Here is a 14,811-nt window from a genome sequence, read left to right on the forward strand (position 1 = left end):
GGCATTATCCTAAGGCAAAATAATGGTATTTATCAACAAAAAATAGCAAAATATTGTCATTTGGTCTCGGGGTATTATTTATAACAATAAAGAAAAAAGTTCATACGGCAAACGCAAACAACGTATTACAGGCGAAAATCGGCTTGTCTTGTCATTGTGTGGAATCAAGATGAAGATTTGGTGAATTAATGGCAAACTTAAGACTATTTTAAGAAACGGCGGCTATAATGTAATCAAATGATACGAAAGGAGTGTGAGACTCCGTGCGGAAACAGCCGTTTCGGAGGTAGTTATGGCAATCAATACATTCGCTCGCAAAGAAATCAAGTTTCTCCTTAATATGGATCAGTATCACGGACTGATGGAGGTCATATCAGAGTATATGAATCCTGATGATTACTGCATAGGCGGCAAGGAGTACGGTATCTATAATATCTATTATGATACTCCCGACGATTATCTTATAAGAGAGTCGCTTTCAAAGCCTTATTACAAGGAAAAGATCAGACTTCGCAGCTACTATTCGCCTGCAAAGCCCGATGACAAGGTTTTCCTTGAGATAAAGAAGAAGATCGGCGGAATTGTTACAAAGAGAAGAGTTTCAATGACTCTTGCTGATTCAGATGCATACTTCGCTGACAGAACAAAGCCTGTATTCGATAAGTACATAACAGAACAGGTTTTCAGGGAACTTGATGTTTTCCTTGACAATTATCCCATCGCACCAAAGCAGTATATCAGCTATCAGCGTGAGGCTTTCTTCGGCAAGTATGACCACGATTTCCGTCTTACATTTGACAGAAAGATAACTGAGCGCCGCTATGATCTTGGATTGAACTATGAGAGCTACGGTAACTATATAATCGGCGCAGACCAGAGACTTATGGAAGTCAAGGTCTTAAACGCTATTCCTGACTGGCTGGTAGGCAAGATGTCAGAGTTGGGCATCTTCAAGACCAGCTTCTCAAAGTACGGCAGAGCATATCAGAATTTTGTAAAGACACAGATCGAGGGTGCTCAGCAGACTTCGGGAAGAAGAATTTATATATCAGGCATCTCAATGGTCAATAATAACGTAATTATGAACAGGAGCGTATAATTTATGTTTGAACACGGTTTTTTCGGAAATGTACTTTCAAAGTATTATGAGTCGAGTGATTCGGTTATAGCAAGCAGTGACTCAATGTTTAATCCTATCAAGGCAGGAGAATTCTTCCTCTGTGTAGGAGCTGCACTTGTTATAGGCTTCCTTATCAGCCTTATCTACATCGTTACTCATAGAAAAGAGGGCTACTCTCAGAGCTATGTCCTGACAATGATAATGCTTCCGACTATCGTTTCACTTATACTTTTACTTATAAACACAACAGCAGGCGCACTCAGTCTTGCAGGTGCATTCACACTTGTACGATTCAGGAGCGTTGCCGGTGACCCGAAGGATATAGCATATATCTTCTTCGCAATGGCAGCAGGTACAGCCTGCGGTATCGGATATATCGGATTTGCAATCGTATTCTTCATTATCCTCGGCATCGTAATGTTTATCCTCAGCGAGACAGACTTCGGCGGCTGCAAGAAGAGACATATGACTCTTAAGATAGCTATCCCCGAGAACCTTGACTATCAGGGCGTATTTGAGCCTGTTCTCAGCAGATACACTACATTCCACAAGCTCAGAAGAGTTAAGACAACAAACTTCGGTACACTTTTCGAGCTTATCTACAGCGTTGATGTTCTTGACAACATCGACCAGAAAAAGTTCGTTGATGAGCTCCGTGCTCTTAATGGAAATATGACCATCAACCTCGTATTCTTCAAGTATGACGACAAGATCTACGAAGGCTGATATAAAAAATCAAAAACCCTCTCCAGCGAATTTGTCAGGCTCTAACTGTAGGTCTGACAAATTTTGCATATTTGGAAAAGGAGATACAGATATGAAATATAGAAGGTTTACTGCAGCGGCTGCTGCATTTCTAACACTGATAACAACTATATCCTGCGGAAAAGATGAAGTTACCGAGTCGGACAAAGATAAAAATCCGACTATATACAGCGAAAATACTACAAAGAATTCCACTCAGAAGCTTGACTGGGGCGACAGCTCCAAAAAACAGCAGCAGAATAACGGCGGACAGAACAACGGTCAGAATATGCCTCAGCAGAACGGAAATAACGGCAATATGCAGGGTAATAACCCTCAGGGGGGCAATTCTGCGCCTCAAACAGGCGGAAGCGGCTATCCGTCAGGCAGCGGAAATAATAATTTCTGGGGCACAGGTAATCCAAACAGCGGCGGACAGCAGTATAATCAGAACTATGGACAGTCAGGCGGCACATGGGGCGGAGTTCAGAATAATAATAACAACTATTACGGCGGCGGTTTCAGCGGCTATACAGGCGGAAATAATCAGAGCAGCGGAGAAAACCAGAGCAATGAGAATACACAGCCAAATACCCAGCCAAATACCCAGCCTGCAACACAGGCTCCTACTGCACCTGTCAGCAGTACAGAAGCTGAAGTGCCTGAAGACAATATGAAATATACTGCCGAGGTAACTCTTGGCAGCCAGATAAATATTAAGGGCAGCAATATAAGGCTTAACGGTTCAGTGTTGACTATTACCTCAGAGGGCGATTATATATTTACCGGAAGTCTGCCAAACGGTCAGATCTGTGTGGACACCGAGTCTCCTACAGATAAAGTAACTATCGTGCTCAACGGCGTTGATATAGCAAACTCAACAGGTCCTGCTATACTTATTGACGAGGCTAAAAAGTGCACTATCAAGGTCAAGGAGGGAACTGCCAATTATCTTGCAGACGGCGGCGACAACAAGGCGTATGACGGTGCTATCTTCTCAAATGATACACTGAGACTCAAAGGCAACGGTGAGCTTTATATAACAGCAAACAATGCACATGGTATCGCCTGTGACGACGATATAATCATTGATAACGGTACATATAATATCATTTCTGCCAAGTCGGGAATCATGGTACATGATGATCTTACGATCAACGGCGGCAGAGTAAACATTAAAGCTGGTACAAACGGTATCAAATCAAAGGGTACTATCAATATAAACGGCGGCTGTACTATGATCTCCGGAGGATATAAAGAGGAAAAACGCTCAATTTACGCTATGGGAACATTCAGCTATACAGGCGGATATGTATTCGCGGCAGGCAATCAGGTATCTGTTCCGACATACTCCGAGAAACCGTATGTCGTTATGGATCTTATTGATCCTGTTGAGGGCGGCAGCACCGTTGAAATGGTTCTCAATGATATACAGATGGCTACATTTGTTCCTCATACAGAGTTCAGAAGCCTTATGATGCTTGCACCTGAAATAGCAGCAGGAAATACATTCTATGCTGTAATAAACGGTGAAAATACCGAGACTTTTACTGTAGAAGACGGACTTAATCTGTTTAATACAAAATAAAAGAAAAAATATAAATATATTGTAAATATGTAATAAGTAAAAACTTATTTACATAAAATTAACTTGAAAAAATATAAAAAAATAAGAAAAAGTACACTTTATTGTATTTTTGTAGACAAATGTATATTGTAAAGTACGTGATAATGCAATATAATAAATACAGCAAATGAAGATTATTGGTATTCAACATCAAGTACCCTCCCCTCTCATGTGCTTGATATTGAGTATTAGTTCACTTGCACGCCATAGAAATAGTTTTGTCAAGTAATAAAACTAACCCCTTTCATTTGTAATTTTTTCATGTTTTCTATTCTCAATAATTTGTTTTAACTTATCGTCTATGGCTCGACTCACAGTGCTAAACGAGAAATCGTTTGAGTCGAATATCCGCTCCCTCTGAGCGGATTTTTTTTGCATTGTGAAACTTGCGTGAAAGATTATATAATCCGCTTGACAAATTCTATAATCAGTGATAGTATATATGTAATGAAGAAGGGAAGTGATGTACCCGTGAAAAAAAGTGTATACAGTCTCGTCCTTATGGACGATGTTATAAAAGCCGTGGACGAACAGGCTTACCGACTGGGAACGAGCCGTTCAAATCTGATAAATCAGATACTTGCCGAGCACCTTTCCTGCGTTACTCCCGAAATGCGAATGAGGGAGATATTTGAACAGGTGGCAGAGCTTGTGAGCAGCAGCTTCCGTATACAGGAGCAGCGTTCACCGTCGCTTATGACTGTTCGGACGGCTCTCGAATACAAGTATCGTCCCACGATCAATTATAAAGTGGAGCTTGAACGCTCACCGTCGGATTATATAGGTACGCTCAGAGTGAATATAAGGACGCAGAGTGCTGCATTGATAGATATGTTCCACAGCTTTTTTGCGTACCGCGCAAAGCTTGAAAATTCTTATCTACAGCAGCTCGGTATAAATAAGTACAGCTGCGAGATAGGTGACGGAAGCTTTTCGAGAAGGCTTATAAATACAGGAACGCTGTCAGGCGAGCAGGTGGGCGAGGCAATAGGCGAGTACATCAAGGACCTCGACCATGCAGTGAAGGTATATTTTGCATCTCCGTCGGAATTCGGCGAGAGTGCTCATATACTTGAAAAGAATTATCGGGCACTACTGGGCAGGTATATCATTTAGTTCAGAGAATAATGTGATGATAAGAAAGAAAATGTGAATGGAGGAATAAATATGAATGCAGAGAAATTGACTCAGAAATCAATAGATGCCGTAAGAAAGGCTCAGAGTATAGCTGTAATGCAGTCAAACTCGGTGATCGAGCCTATTCACCTGCTTGCAGGACTTGTTCGTCAGGAAAACGGACTTATACCGCAGCTCCTCAAAAAAATGAATATAGATGTGGATATCTTCGATTCCGAAGTAGAAAAGAAGATAAATTCACTCCCAAAGGTAACAGGCAGCGGAAGAAGCAGCAATATCGGTATCTCGGCTGAGTGCGACAGAGTTCTCACATCGGCTGAGGGTATTGCTTCAAATATGAAGGACGAATTCGTGTCCGTTGAGCACCTTATGCTTGCCCTTATCGACAGCAAGGACAGAGATGTATCTCAGCTGTTCGGTACTTTCAATATTGCCCGTGACAGCTTTCTCAGCGCACTTATGTCCGTGAGAGGAAATACAAGAGTTACCAGTGAAAATCCCGAGGACACATACGATGTCCTTACAAAATACGGTCAGGAGCTTGTGGGACTTGCGAGGAGAAATAAGCTCGACCCAGTTATCGGCAGAGACAGCGAGATACGAAACGTTATCCGCATCCTCTCAAGAAAGACGAAAAACAACCCTGTGCTCATTGGTGAGCCGGGCGTCGGAAAAACTGCCATTGCTGAGGGACTTGCCCTCCGTATCGTGGCAGGAGATGTCCCCGACAGTCTTAAAGACCGAAAGGTGTTCTCCCTTGATATGGGAGCTCTCGTGGCAGGAGCGAAGTACCGCGGCGAATTTGAGGAGCGTCTGAAAGCTGTTCTCAACGAGATAAAGAACAGCAACGGACAGATACTGCTCTTTATTGATGAGCTCCATACTATCGTCGGCGCAGGCAAGACCGATGGAGCTATGGACGCAGGCAATCTTTTGAAGCCTATGCTTGCAAGAGGTGAGCTGCACTGTATCGGTGCTACTACACTTAACGAGTACCGCCAGTACATCGAGAAAGACCCGGCATTGGAGCGCCGTTTTCAGCCTGTTATGGTTGATGAGCCAAGCGTTGAGGATACAATATCAATACTTCGTGGCCTGAAAGAGCGTTACGAGGTATTCCACGGCGTTAAGATAAGCGACAATGCACTTATTTCAGCTGCAATGCTTTCAAATCGTTATATCACAGACCGTTTCCTGCCTGATAAGGCTATTGACCTCATAGATGAAGCCTGCGCGACTATACGTACGGAAATGGACTCTATGCCTACCGAACTCGATGTTATCTCACGTAAGATAGTTCAGCTCGAAATTGAAGAAGCTGCACTGAAAAAGGAAAGCGACAATATCTCTCAGGAGCACCTTGAAGAGATACAGAAAGAGCTTGCAGAGCTTCGTGAGAAGTTCAACAGCATGAAGGCAAAGTGGGAGAACGAAAAGAACGATATCTCCGCTGTTCAGAAGCTTCGTGAGGAGATCGAAAAGACAGGCGGCGAAATAGACAAGGCAGAGCGCGAATACGATCTTAACAAGGCTGCCGAGCTGAAATACGGCAAGCTTCCGCAGCTCCAAAAGGAACTGGAAGAGCTTGAAAAGCAGGCAGAGCATGATGTGGAGAACGGCAGACTGCTGCGTGACAGAGTTACAGAGGACGAGATTGCAAAGATAGTATGCCGCTGGACAGGTATTCCCGTATCAAAGCTCATGGAGGGCGAAAAGGAGAAGATACTCGGTCTTGAAGGACTTCTTCACAAGAGAGTTATCGGACAGGACGAGGCGGTAACTAAGGTCAGCGAAGCTATCCTGCGTTCACGTGCAGGTATACAGGCTCCCGACAGACCTATCGGTTCGTTCCTCTTCCTCGGACCTACAGGTGTCGGCAAAACTGAGCTTGCAAAGGCACTTTCAGAGATACTCTTCGATGATGAGAGAAATATTATCCGTATCGACATGAGCGAATATATGGAGAAATTCAGCGTAAGCAGACTCATTGGTGCGCCTCCCGGCTATGTCGGTTATGATGAGGGCGGTCAGCTTACTGAAGCAGTTCGCAGAAAGCCTTATTCTGTAGTTCTCTTTGATGAGATAGAAAAGGCTCACCCCGATGTGTTCAATATACTCCTGCAAGTCCTTGATGACGGCCGTATAACCGATTCACAGGGCAGAACAGTTGACTTCAAGAATACAATAATCATACTCACATCAAATCTCGGTTCACCTTATATCCTTGAGGGGATTGACGAAAAGGGCGAGATAACGGACGAAGCACGTTCACAGGTGGAGGGACTCCTCAAAACACAGTTCAGACCTGAGTTTCTTAATCGTCTTGATGAGATAATCTTCTACAAGCCGCTGGCTAAGACGGAGATAGTCAAGATCGTAGATCTTATGCTTGCAGACCTCCAAAAGCGTCTTGATGACAAGCACATACGTATAAATGTAAGCGATGCGGCTAAGAATTACATCGTTGAATGCGGTTACGATCCGAATTTCGGTGCAAGACCGCTGAGAAGATTTATTCAGCGCAATGTTGAGACTCTTGCGGCAAAGCGTATAATTGGCGGCAATCTGTCGGCAGGTGACATTATAGATATAGACCTTGATGCAAATGGAAAGCTGACTGCGGATTAATGTATAAAGTTTCAGCCATAGTATCCCTGACAGTATGTGGAGATACTATGGCTTTTTTGTGCCTGTCGGAGCTTTAAAAATGACAGATCATGTTGAAAAACGGGATTTTTTGCATGAGTTCACAAAAAGTTTAGAAAATCTGTCGTGAAAACGTTGATTTTTTTACCTTCAAAGGGCTGATTTCACTGTATATTTCGGAATATTTTGGCTATAATATACAAAAAGTAAAATAATATTTGCTTCGTCTCACCGCTTTCAACGGAAAATAGGCAAATTCTATGGCGGTTTTGAATAAAAATGGGGCTGTATACAGCCAAATATAGGTAGATTTGTCATTTTTTTTTGAATTCCTTGACAAATCATCACAAAGGGTATATAATTCAATTGTAAAATCTTATTTATGGAGGATAAAACTATGACAAAGACCGAGTTAATCAGTGCAGTTGCCGATAAGGCTGACTTCACAAAGAAGAATGCAGAGACTGCTGTAAACGCTATCATCTCAACAATTACAGATGCTCTCGCAAGCGGGGAGAAGGTTTCAATCGTAGGCTTTGGAACATTTGAAGTTCGTGACCGTAAGGAGAAGCAGGTAATCAACCCTCAGACAAAGAAGATGATGACAGCTCCAGCATCAAAGGCTCCTGCTTTCAAGGCTGGTCAGGCTTTCAAGAACGCTGTAAACAAGTAATTCTAAGGAGGATACTATCATGCCGGAGAAGAAGACTGCAGAAACAAAAGTAGTTGAGACAGCTGCTCCTGTAGAGGAGAAGAAGGCTGCTGCTGCAAAGAAGCCAGCTGAGAAAAAGGCTGCTGCAAAGAAGCCTGCTGAGAAGAAGGCTCCAGCTGCTAAGAAGCCAGCAGAGAAGAAAGCTGCTGCTAAGAAGCCTGCTGCAAAGAAGGCTCCAGCTGCTAAGAAGCCTGCTGCTAAGAAGGAAACAGCTGAGGAGAGAAAGGTATTCATTCAGTACAACGGTGCTGAAGTTGCAGGTACAGACCTCATTGACAAGGCAAAGGCTGTTGCCGGAGTAAAGTCTGCTAAGAGCGTCGTTGTATATGTAAGACCTGAGATCAACAAGGTATATTACGTAATAGACGATAACACATTCGGCAATTTTGATCTTTTCTAAGAATTGAAAGGCTCCGCTTTATGCGGAGCTTTTTTGCGCCATGCGGGGAGCCCCCGCAGCCAAGTTCGCGTTTCAGTAAAACTGATGCGCTGATTTATTTTCCGCGCATGATGTTGTATCAAAATTGTAACACACATAAACAAGGCTCTCCATACAGGAGAGCCTTATACTATATCATGTTTTTATCAGTTTAAATAATCTTTTGTAAAAGCGTGTGTCATCAGCTTATACTGCGCTTTCGGTAGTTACCTTATGATGCAGGTGTTGGGTCAAAACCGAGGAGTATGCGCTGTATTGCAAGTGCGTCCAGAGTTGAAATTCCATCGCCGTTCATATCACCGAGTGCAATTCCTCTTTTTGTGATATGTTGTGCGTCAGTACCGTTTTCGCCGTACTTGTTAGGATTTGCAAGAGACTGCATTATAAGAACAACGTCGCCCATGTCGAGTGAACCGTCTCCGTTGGCATCTCCCTTATCGCCGCTGTATTCTTCAACTTCAAGTTCGCTGCGGATGATAGTATTTGTATCAGGAGAAACATAGATATTACCTGAAACAATGTCGCCCTTGCGGATATCTGAGTCAAAGCAACTGTTTATAGTGTAAGCACCAACGTTGCTTATAACAAATCCGTTTTCTGAACCGATAGTGAAGTCTGTAACCTCAGCGTTGTTGATCTTTACGAGCTTAGCTGACTTATCAGCTGAATTGATGTAGACTATAAAAGAGAATTCAACTGATTGTGTGTCATAAACAGTGCGGTCGGATGATTCACCTTCTACATTGCACTTGAAGCTGCCGTCTGTACCAATTTTTACGATATAAGTACCGCCCTTGAGTGTGTTGAACTCATCGGCTGAAACAGAAGTATCACCGTCAAGTGACTCTATCTTGATGTATTCGGGATAAATGTTTGTGATATCCCATAAGTAATCGGTCCTTAAAACCTCAAAATTGCCCTTGTTTGAATGTCTGTTTACGCTGTGGTAAGCACTGATAGCAAGACCGCTCAGATCGAGTGACTCGCCCTCGTCGTAGATAGTCTTTGTTGGGATAGTCTTTATCTCGTTGAAGTGGTCAACGCCTGTACCGTACATCCAGAGTTCAGGTTCTGTATATGTTGTTGAATTGTCGGGAACATCGTTATTTGTACCGCCGTAAGGGTAAGATACATTAGCTGTTGTGGTAGGGCTCGGGTTATAGTGAGTTGTAACAGAATATAGATCAATTCTGAAAATATCATAGAGATAGTTTACAGCCATATGGCTTTGATTAGCAGTTACTATTATATTATCGCCCTTATTGAGGCTCTTTAGTATTTCAGTGACTTTTTCTTCCGAAAGACCGTCTTCGAGGCGGAGAGAGCTTAAAGTGTATTTTATACCGCCGCTGAGATAAAGCTCCTTATAGCTGCCACAATCAGCATAGCTGTCGAAAGTACCTCTGAACGATGTGCGGTCATATTCTTTTACACTTGTTACCGGAGCAGTTAACGTAGTTGTGATCGTAGTAGTTGTTACAGGCTGAGTAACTGCCTTATCGGTAACTGTTACCTGGAATGACTTTTTATCTGCGCCTGTACCGCTGCCGTATATTACGTAGATAGTATATGTGCCGGGCTTTGTGTTGTCGAATTCAGATGCATCGACAGTATAGTAATCAGAATCAAATGATGCACCGAAAACATCACCGTGCATACCCTTTGAGTTCTCATATATTCCATATGCACGGCTGCCTGATAGGTCAAGCTCTTCGCCTATTGCATAAGTGGTCTTGGTGGGATATGACATTACAGAAAGAGCATACTTTTCCCAGTATTCTGTAGTAACAGGCAATGTCGTGTTAATGCAGGTGGTCGTTGTCGTTATTGATGTCTGGACGCTTGTTGCTGTAGTTGTGCCCTCAAGAGTCTTTTCTATATTTATAATAGTATCAGAAGCTGAAAGGGTAACATTTATTATATTGCCCTTGCTCAGCGAATTGACGATCGCTGCAAGTGATTCGCCATATGGATATTTTTCGTTGTTGATGAAATAGAGATAACCGTCCTCTGCATGGTCGAAAACGCCTGCGATACCGTGAACTTCATTATCCTCCACAGTTACAGTGGTATCGTTTTCTGTGCTTGCACTTTTGAAGGTGATGATGTAATGATCGTCAGTGTGCTCGGGATTATCTACATATGTATATTCCATATTCAGTTTTTCACCGACTTTGGGTTTGTGACCGAGCTTGTTTGTGAGGTGCTGTAATTCAAGCGGAGCGTTGAAGAAGTATTTGCCTGCTTTATCGAGTGTTACTGAGTCGTTGTCGATAGCAGTTATAATACCGCTTGCACTGGAAGTTACTGTCGGAAAACAGCATGAAGCAGCAGGATAGCAGTCATAGCAAGCAGCACAGCCGTTTGAAGCAACGTGTATTTCGCTTTTTGGCACTTCCTTATGACAGAGCATACACTTTGCCATATAGGCTTCCTGTGCTGTATCAGCGGCTACAGCTACTGATGTACTTGTGATCGTAGGTGCAGCAGAAATCATTGATGCTGACATTGCAGCTGCAAGTGTGATTGATAATAATTTTTTGAATAGCATAAATAATACCTCCTTTGTAAATTTTTCATGCTTTCTATTACTTAGACGGAGCAGGAAAAATAAACTCTCACATTTTTTCAGAAAAATATTATGAACTTTTTATGAATGGATATATTGCTTTTATTACTATATATAATATATGAATAGCAAAATAATTACCATGCGAGATGATAATTGACGGATTGTGTGAGATTATTTATACTTATAGCACAAAACATCATCTAATAAGTATTATATGTCATTGAAAATACAGATATTGGAATATATAATATAGACAGTGAGAAAAGGTATGCAATAGGCATACTGTTCAGAGGATATTAAAATCTGGAGGGATTTGCAATGAAAAACACTAACCTTAAAAAAAGAGCTGCATCTGTTGCGGCTGCGGCTGTTATGACAGTGTCAGCAGCGGTAGGTACAACTGCCAATGTTTTTAACTTTGGTACAGGTGCAAAACTAATGACCGTGTATGCGGCTGAGAGCAGTGTTAAGATACTCAGCAGTCAAGGCTACGGCGAGGGCGTTTATGCCACATGGTCATCGGTATCGGGAGCTTCGGGCTACAATGTCTATGTTGACGGCACTCAGATAGACAGTATGCTCATAAGGCAGTACAGCGGCTACATGAGAGCCGATGCAGTAGGTCTCAAGGCAGGAAGTCATACTATTAAAATAGTACCTGTTATAGGCGGCAGGGAAGATAGTTCAAAGGCTGCCGAGACTAAGGCTAATGCTTATGCACACGACAGAAGCGGCTTTGCTTTCGTAGGCGGCAATGCTAACGGTGCATACAATGCAGACGGTACACTCAAGAGCAATGCTATCGTTGTATATGTCACAAACTCAAATAAGGACAGTGTTACAGCAAGTATTGATGCTACTGGTAAGGGAGCAGAGATTCTTACAGGCGTTCAGAACATCATTACAGGCTACAAGAAAGGAAAAGAATCCAGACCGCTGAATATACGCTTAATCGGTAATATCACAGATCCATCAGTTCTCACTAAAGGCGACCTTATGATGGATACAGTCACAGCAGGCTGTACCGTTGAGGGAATAGGAAACGATGCAACTCTTAATGGTTTCGGTCTCGTTATGAAGAACTGTTCAAACGTTGAGGTGAGAAACCTCGGCTTTATGAACTGCAACAGCAACGAGGGAGACAACTGCGGTTTGCAGCAGAATAATAACCATGTATGGGTGCATAACTGCGACTTTTTCTATGGCGATGCAGGCTCCGACGCAGATCAGGTAAAGGGCGACGGTGCACTTGATACCAAGACATCTACATATATAACTCATTCCTATAACCACTTCTGGGACAACGGCAAGTGCAACTTGCAGGGTATGAAGTCTGAGTCTACAGATAATTATATCACATACCACCACAACTGGTATGACCACTCAGACTCACGCCACCCCAGAATAAGGACCTGCTCGGTACATTGCTACAACAACTATTTTGACGGCAATGCCAAGTACGGCGTAGGCGTAACAATGGGAGCTTCATGCTTCGTTGAGAATAATTATTTCAGAAACTGCAAATATCCTATGCTTATTTCGATGCAGGGCTCTGACGATATCACAGGCGGTACTTTTTCAAGTGAAGCAGGCGGCGTTATAAAGTCATTCGGCAATATTATGACAGGTCAGAAGGCTTATACCACATATCAGCAGAATAATACAGATTTCGACGCTTACGAGGCTTCTTCAAGAACAGAGAAGATAGGCTCAAACGTAAAAGCAAAGAACGGCGGAACTGTTTACAATAACTTTGATACATCAAGTGTGATGTACAGCTATACTCCCGATAATGCAAGCGATGTTCCTGCAATAGTCACATCAAAGGCAGGACGAGTTGACGGCGGCGACTTCAAGTGGCAGTTCGATAACTCCGTTGACGACGAGAGCTACGTTGTAAATCAGGGCTTGAAATCTGCACTTGTGGCATACAAGGGCAGCGTAACAGCTATCGGAAGCGGCTTCAAGGAGGACAATACTCCTGCGCCTGTGGTAACGACTACTACTGTTACTCAGCCTGTAGCTACAGATATAACTACTACCACGACTACAGTTTCACAGGCAGCTTCATCGACTACTACGTCTGCTCCTGTGGTAACTCCCGTAACAGGCGGAAATATCATCTTCGCTTCACCAAACGGCGGCGGAGACGGAAAGACTTCAAGCTCGCCTACTGACGTTCTTACAGCTATAAAGTCAGTACCCGCAGGCGGAACTATTTATCTCCTTGCAGGTACATATAAATATACCTCAACTATTATGATAGAGGAGAGCAACTCAGGCAAGGCAGGCGCATACAAGACCATTGCTGCTTATCCCAATGCAGATGTAAAGTTCGACTTCTCGGGACAGGCTGTTGACGGTGCAAACCGCGGTTTTGTCCTTGACGGTTCATACTGGCACTTCTACGGATTCACTGTTGCAAATGCAGGGGATAACGGTATGCTCCTTTCAGGCGATAACAATATCATCGAAATGATGGTATTTGAGGGAAATCAGGATACAGGTCTCCAGATATCAAGATATAACGGCTCATACAATACTGTTGCACAGTGGCCCACAAACAATCTTGTGAAGAACTGTACATCGCGCAATAACTGCGATGATGCTACAATGGAGAATGCAGACGGCTTCGCTGCAAAGCTTACCTGCGGTGAGGGAAATGTATTTGACGGCTGTATCTCATACTGCAACTCAGATGACGGCTGGGACTTATACGCTAAGGAGGCTACAGGTCCTATAGGCGTTGTAACGATAAAGAACTGTATCGCATTCCGCAACGGCTTTACAGAAAGCGGCAAGGGTTACGGAGACTGTGACGGCAACGGCTTCAAGCTTGGCGGCGGCGGTGTTGGCACACGCCATATCGTAGAGAACTGCCTCGCGTTTGAGAACCTCAACTGCGGCTTTACAGACAATAATAACCCGAAATTCGGTGATATGAAGAACTGTACCGCATATAACAACGGTATCGGCGGCAAGGGCAAGGCTAACTACATGGTATATCGCTGCGATACATCTGCTACATTCAATGGCATGATGTCATACATCAATACAGGCAGAGTCTCAAAGACCAATGCGGCAGGTATAAAGGTATCAAATGATAAGTTTGTCGGAAATATGTCCGATTCTGTTTACTACAACAGCAAGTATTACTATGCAAAGTCAAATACTGCTATGACTAACGGCGCAAAGCTGGGCGATATCATTACTCCTGCGGACAGTGACTTTATGACACTTAACGTTGCTGCTATGGGAACTGATTTCCACAAGGCATGGAGAAATGCAGACGGCTCACCAAAGACAGGCGGATTTGCTGAAACAGCATCAGGCAGCGTGTACAAGAGTATTGGCTATCATATGAGCAGCGGTGTCAAGCAGACTGCAACTCCCGACCCATATGCAAACGGTACATCTAATCCTGTACAGACTACAACTTCCGCAACAACAACGACTACTACAACAACAACGACTATTGCAACATCAACTACACTGCCTAAGGGTAACGGTGTAGCAGGTGATGCAAACGGCGACGGCGAGATAGATATGTCTGATATCGTACTTATCATGCAGAGCCTTGCAAATCCGAACAAGTATCAGATAGCTCCCGAAAACCGTGATAATGCAGACGTTAACCTCAGGGGCAATGGTATAACCAACGGTGATGCACTGGCTATCCAGAAGTATCTCCTGCATCTTATACCCACTCTCCCCGAATCATGAAAATGATCGGGTCTCCAAATAAATGATACAATGGAAAAAGGAACCTCACCCCCATCAGGTTCCTTTTTTCATAATTTAAGCTAATAGCTTA

Annotated in this window: 9 protein-coding genes; 8 read left to right on the plus strand and 1 reads right to left on the minus strand. The window is 43.3% G+C overall.

What is annotated here, in order from left to right:
- The first annotated feature begins 292 nt into the window (after positions 1–292).
- The 7 genes from L870_RS0112575 (at position 293) to L870_RS0112605 (ending at position 8,386) form a co-directional block, all read left to right on the plus strand.
- On the plus strand, positions 293–1,099 hold the full coding sequence (locus tag L870_RS0112575) for a polyphosphate polymerase domain-containing protein (RefSeq protein ID WP_028518441.1): 807 nt from the start codon (positions 293–295) through the stop codon (positions 1,097–1,099).
- A gap of 3 nt (positions 1,100–1,102) precedes the next feature.
- Entirely contained in the window at positions 1,103–1,846 is a 744-nt protein-coding gene (locus L870_RS0112580) for a DUF4956 domain-containing protein (protein WP_028518442.1), read from the plus strand.
- A 91-nt stretch (positions 1,847–1,937) separates the two neighbouring features.
- Positions 1,938–3,452 (plus strand): carbohydrate-binding domain-containing protein, encoded by a 1,515-nt coding sequence (locus L870_RS18680; protein ID WP_028518443.1) that lies wholly within the window; start codon positions 1,938–1,940, stop codon positions 3,450–3,452.
- 510 nt (positions 3,453–3,962) lie between these two features.
- Positions 3,963–4,607 carry a hypothetical protein gene (locus L870_RS0112590; protein WP_155250200.1) on the plus strand — a complete coding sequence of 215 codons (645 nt, stop codon included), beginning with the start codon at positions 3,963–3,965 and terminating at the stop codon, positions 4,605–4,607.
- Between the two features lie 51 nt (positions 4,608–4,658).
- Positions 4,659–7,256 (plus strand): ATP-dependent chaperone ClpB, encoded by a 2,598-nt coding sequence (gene clpB, locus L870_RS0112595; RefSeq protein WP_028518445.1) that lies wholly within the window; start codon positions 4,659–4,661, stop codon positions 7,254–7,256.
- A gap of 415 nt (positions 7,257–7,671) precedes the next feature.
- Positions 7,672–7,947 carry an HU family DNA-binding protein gene (locus L870_RS0112600; protein ID WP_028518446.1) on the plus strand — a complete coding sequence of 92 codons (276 nt, stop codon included), beginning with the start codon at positions 7,672–7,674 and terminating at the stop codon, positions 7,945–7,947.
- Between the two features lie 19 nt (positions 7,948–7,966).
- A complete protein-coding gene (locus tag L870_RS0112605; protein ID WP_037272101.1) occupies positions 7,967–8,386 on the plus strand; it encodes a DUF6465 family protein in 420 nt (139 codons plus the stop codon).
- Between the two features lie 250 nt (positions 8,387–8,636).
- On the opposite strand, the gene L870_RS0112615 is transcribed toward L870_RS0112605, so the two are convergent.
- Complete coding sequence (locus tag L870_RS0112615; protein WP_028518448.1) at positions 8,637–10,976, minus strand: bacterial Ig-like domain-containing protein; 2,340 nt, start codon at positions 10,974–10,976, stop codon at positions 8,637–8,639.
- Between the two features lie 339 nt (positions 10,977–11,315).
- Here L870_RS0112615 and L870_RS18685 point away from each other — a divergent pair, with 339 nt between their 5' ends.
- Positions 11,316–14,720 (plus strand): pectate lyase family protein, encoded by a 3,405-nt coding sequence (locus L870_RS18685; RefSeq protein ID WP_051411556.1) that lies wholly within the window; start codon positions 11,316–11,318, stop codon positions 14,718–14,720.
- Positions 14,721–14,811: the final 91 nt, after the last annotated feature.

It is taken from the genome of Ruminococcus flavefaciens ATCC 19208 (genome assembly GCF_000518765.1).
Taxonomy (GTDB): Bacteria; Bacillota; Clostridia; order Oscillospirales; family Ruminococcaceae; genus Ruminococcus; species Ruminococcus flavefaciens.

Excerpts from the sequence above, each read along its gene's own strand:
- L870_RS0112575 (WP_028518441.1), top strand. The coding sequence starts at position 293 with ATGGCAATCAATACATTCGCTCGCAAAGAAATCAAGTTTCTCCTTAAT.
- L870_RS0112580 (WP_028518442.1), top strand. The coding sequence starts at position 1,103 with ATGTTTGAACACGGTTTTTTCGGAAATGTACTTTCAAAGTATTATGAG.
- L870_RS18680 (WP_028518443.1), top strand. The coding sequence starts at position 1,938 with ATGAAATATAGAAGGTTTACTGCAGCGGCTGCTGCATTTCTAACACTG.
- clpB (WP_028518445.1), top strand. The coding sequence starts at position 4,659 with ATGAATGCAGAGAAATTGACTCAGAAATCAATAGATGCCGTAAGAAAG.
- L870_RS0112600 (WP_028518446.1), top strand. The coding sequence starts at position 7,672 with ATGACAAAGACCGAGTTAATCAGTGCAGTTGCCGATAAGGCTGACTTC.
- L870_RS0112605 (WP_037272101.1), top strand. The coding sequence starts at position 7,967 with ATGCCGGAGAAGAAGACTGCAGAAACAAAAGTAGTTGAGACAGCTGCT.
- L870_RS0112615 (WP_028518448.1), bottom strand. The coding sequence starts at position 10,976 with ATGCTATTCAAAAAATTATTATCAATCACACTTGCAGCTGCAATGTCA.
- L870_RS18685 (WP_051411556.1), top strand. The coding sequence starts at position 11,316 with ATGAAAAACACTAACCTTAAAAAAAGAGCTGCATCTGTTGCGGCTGCG.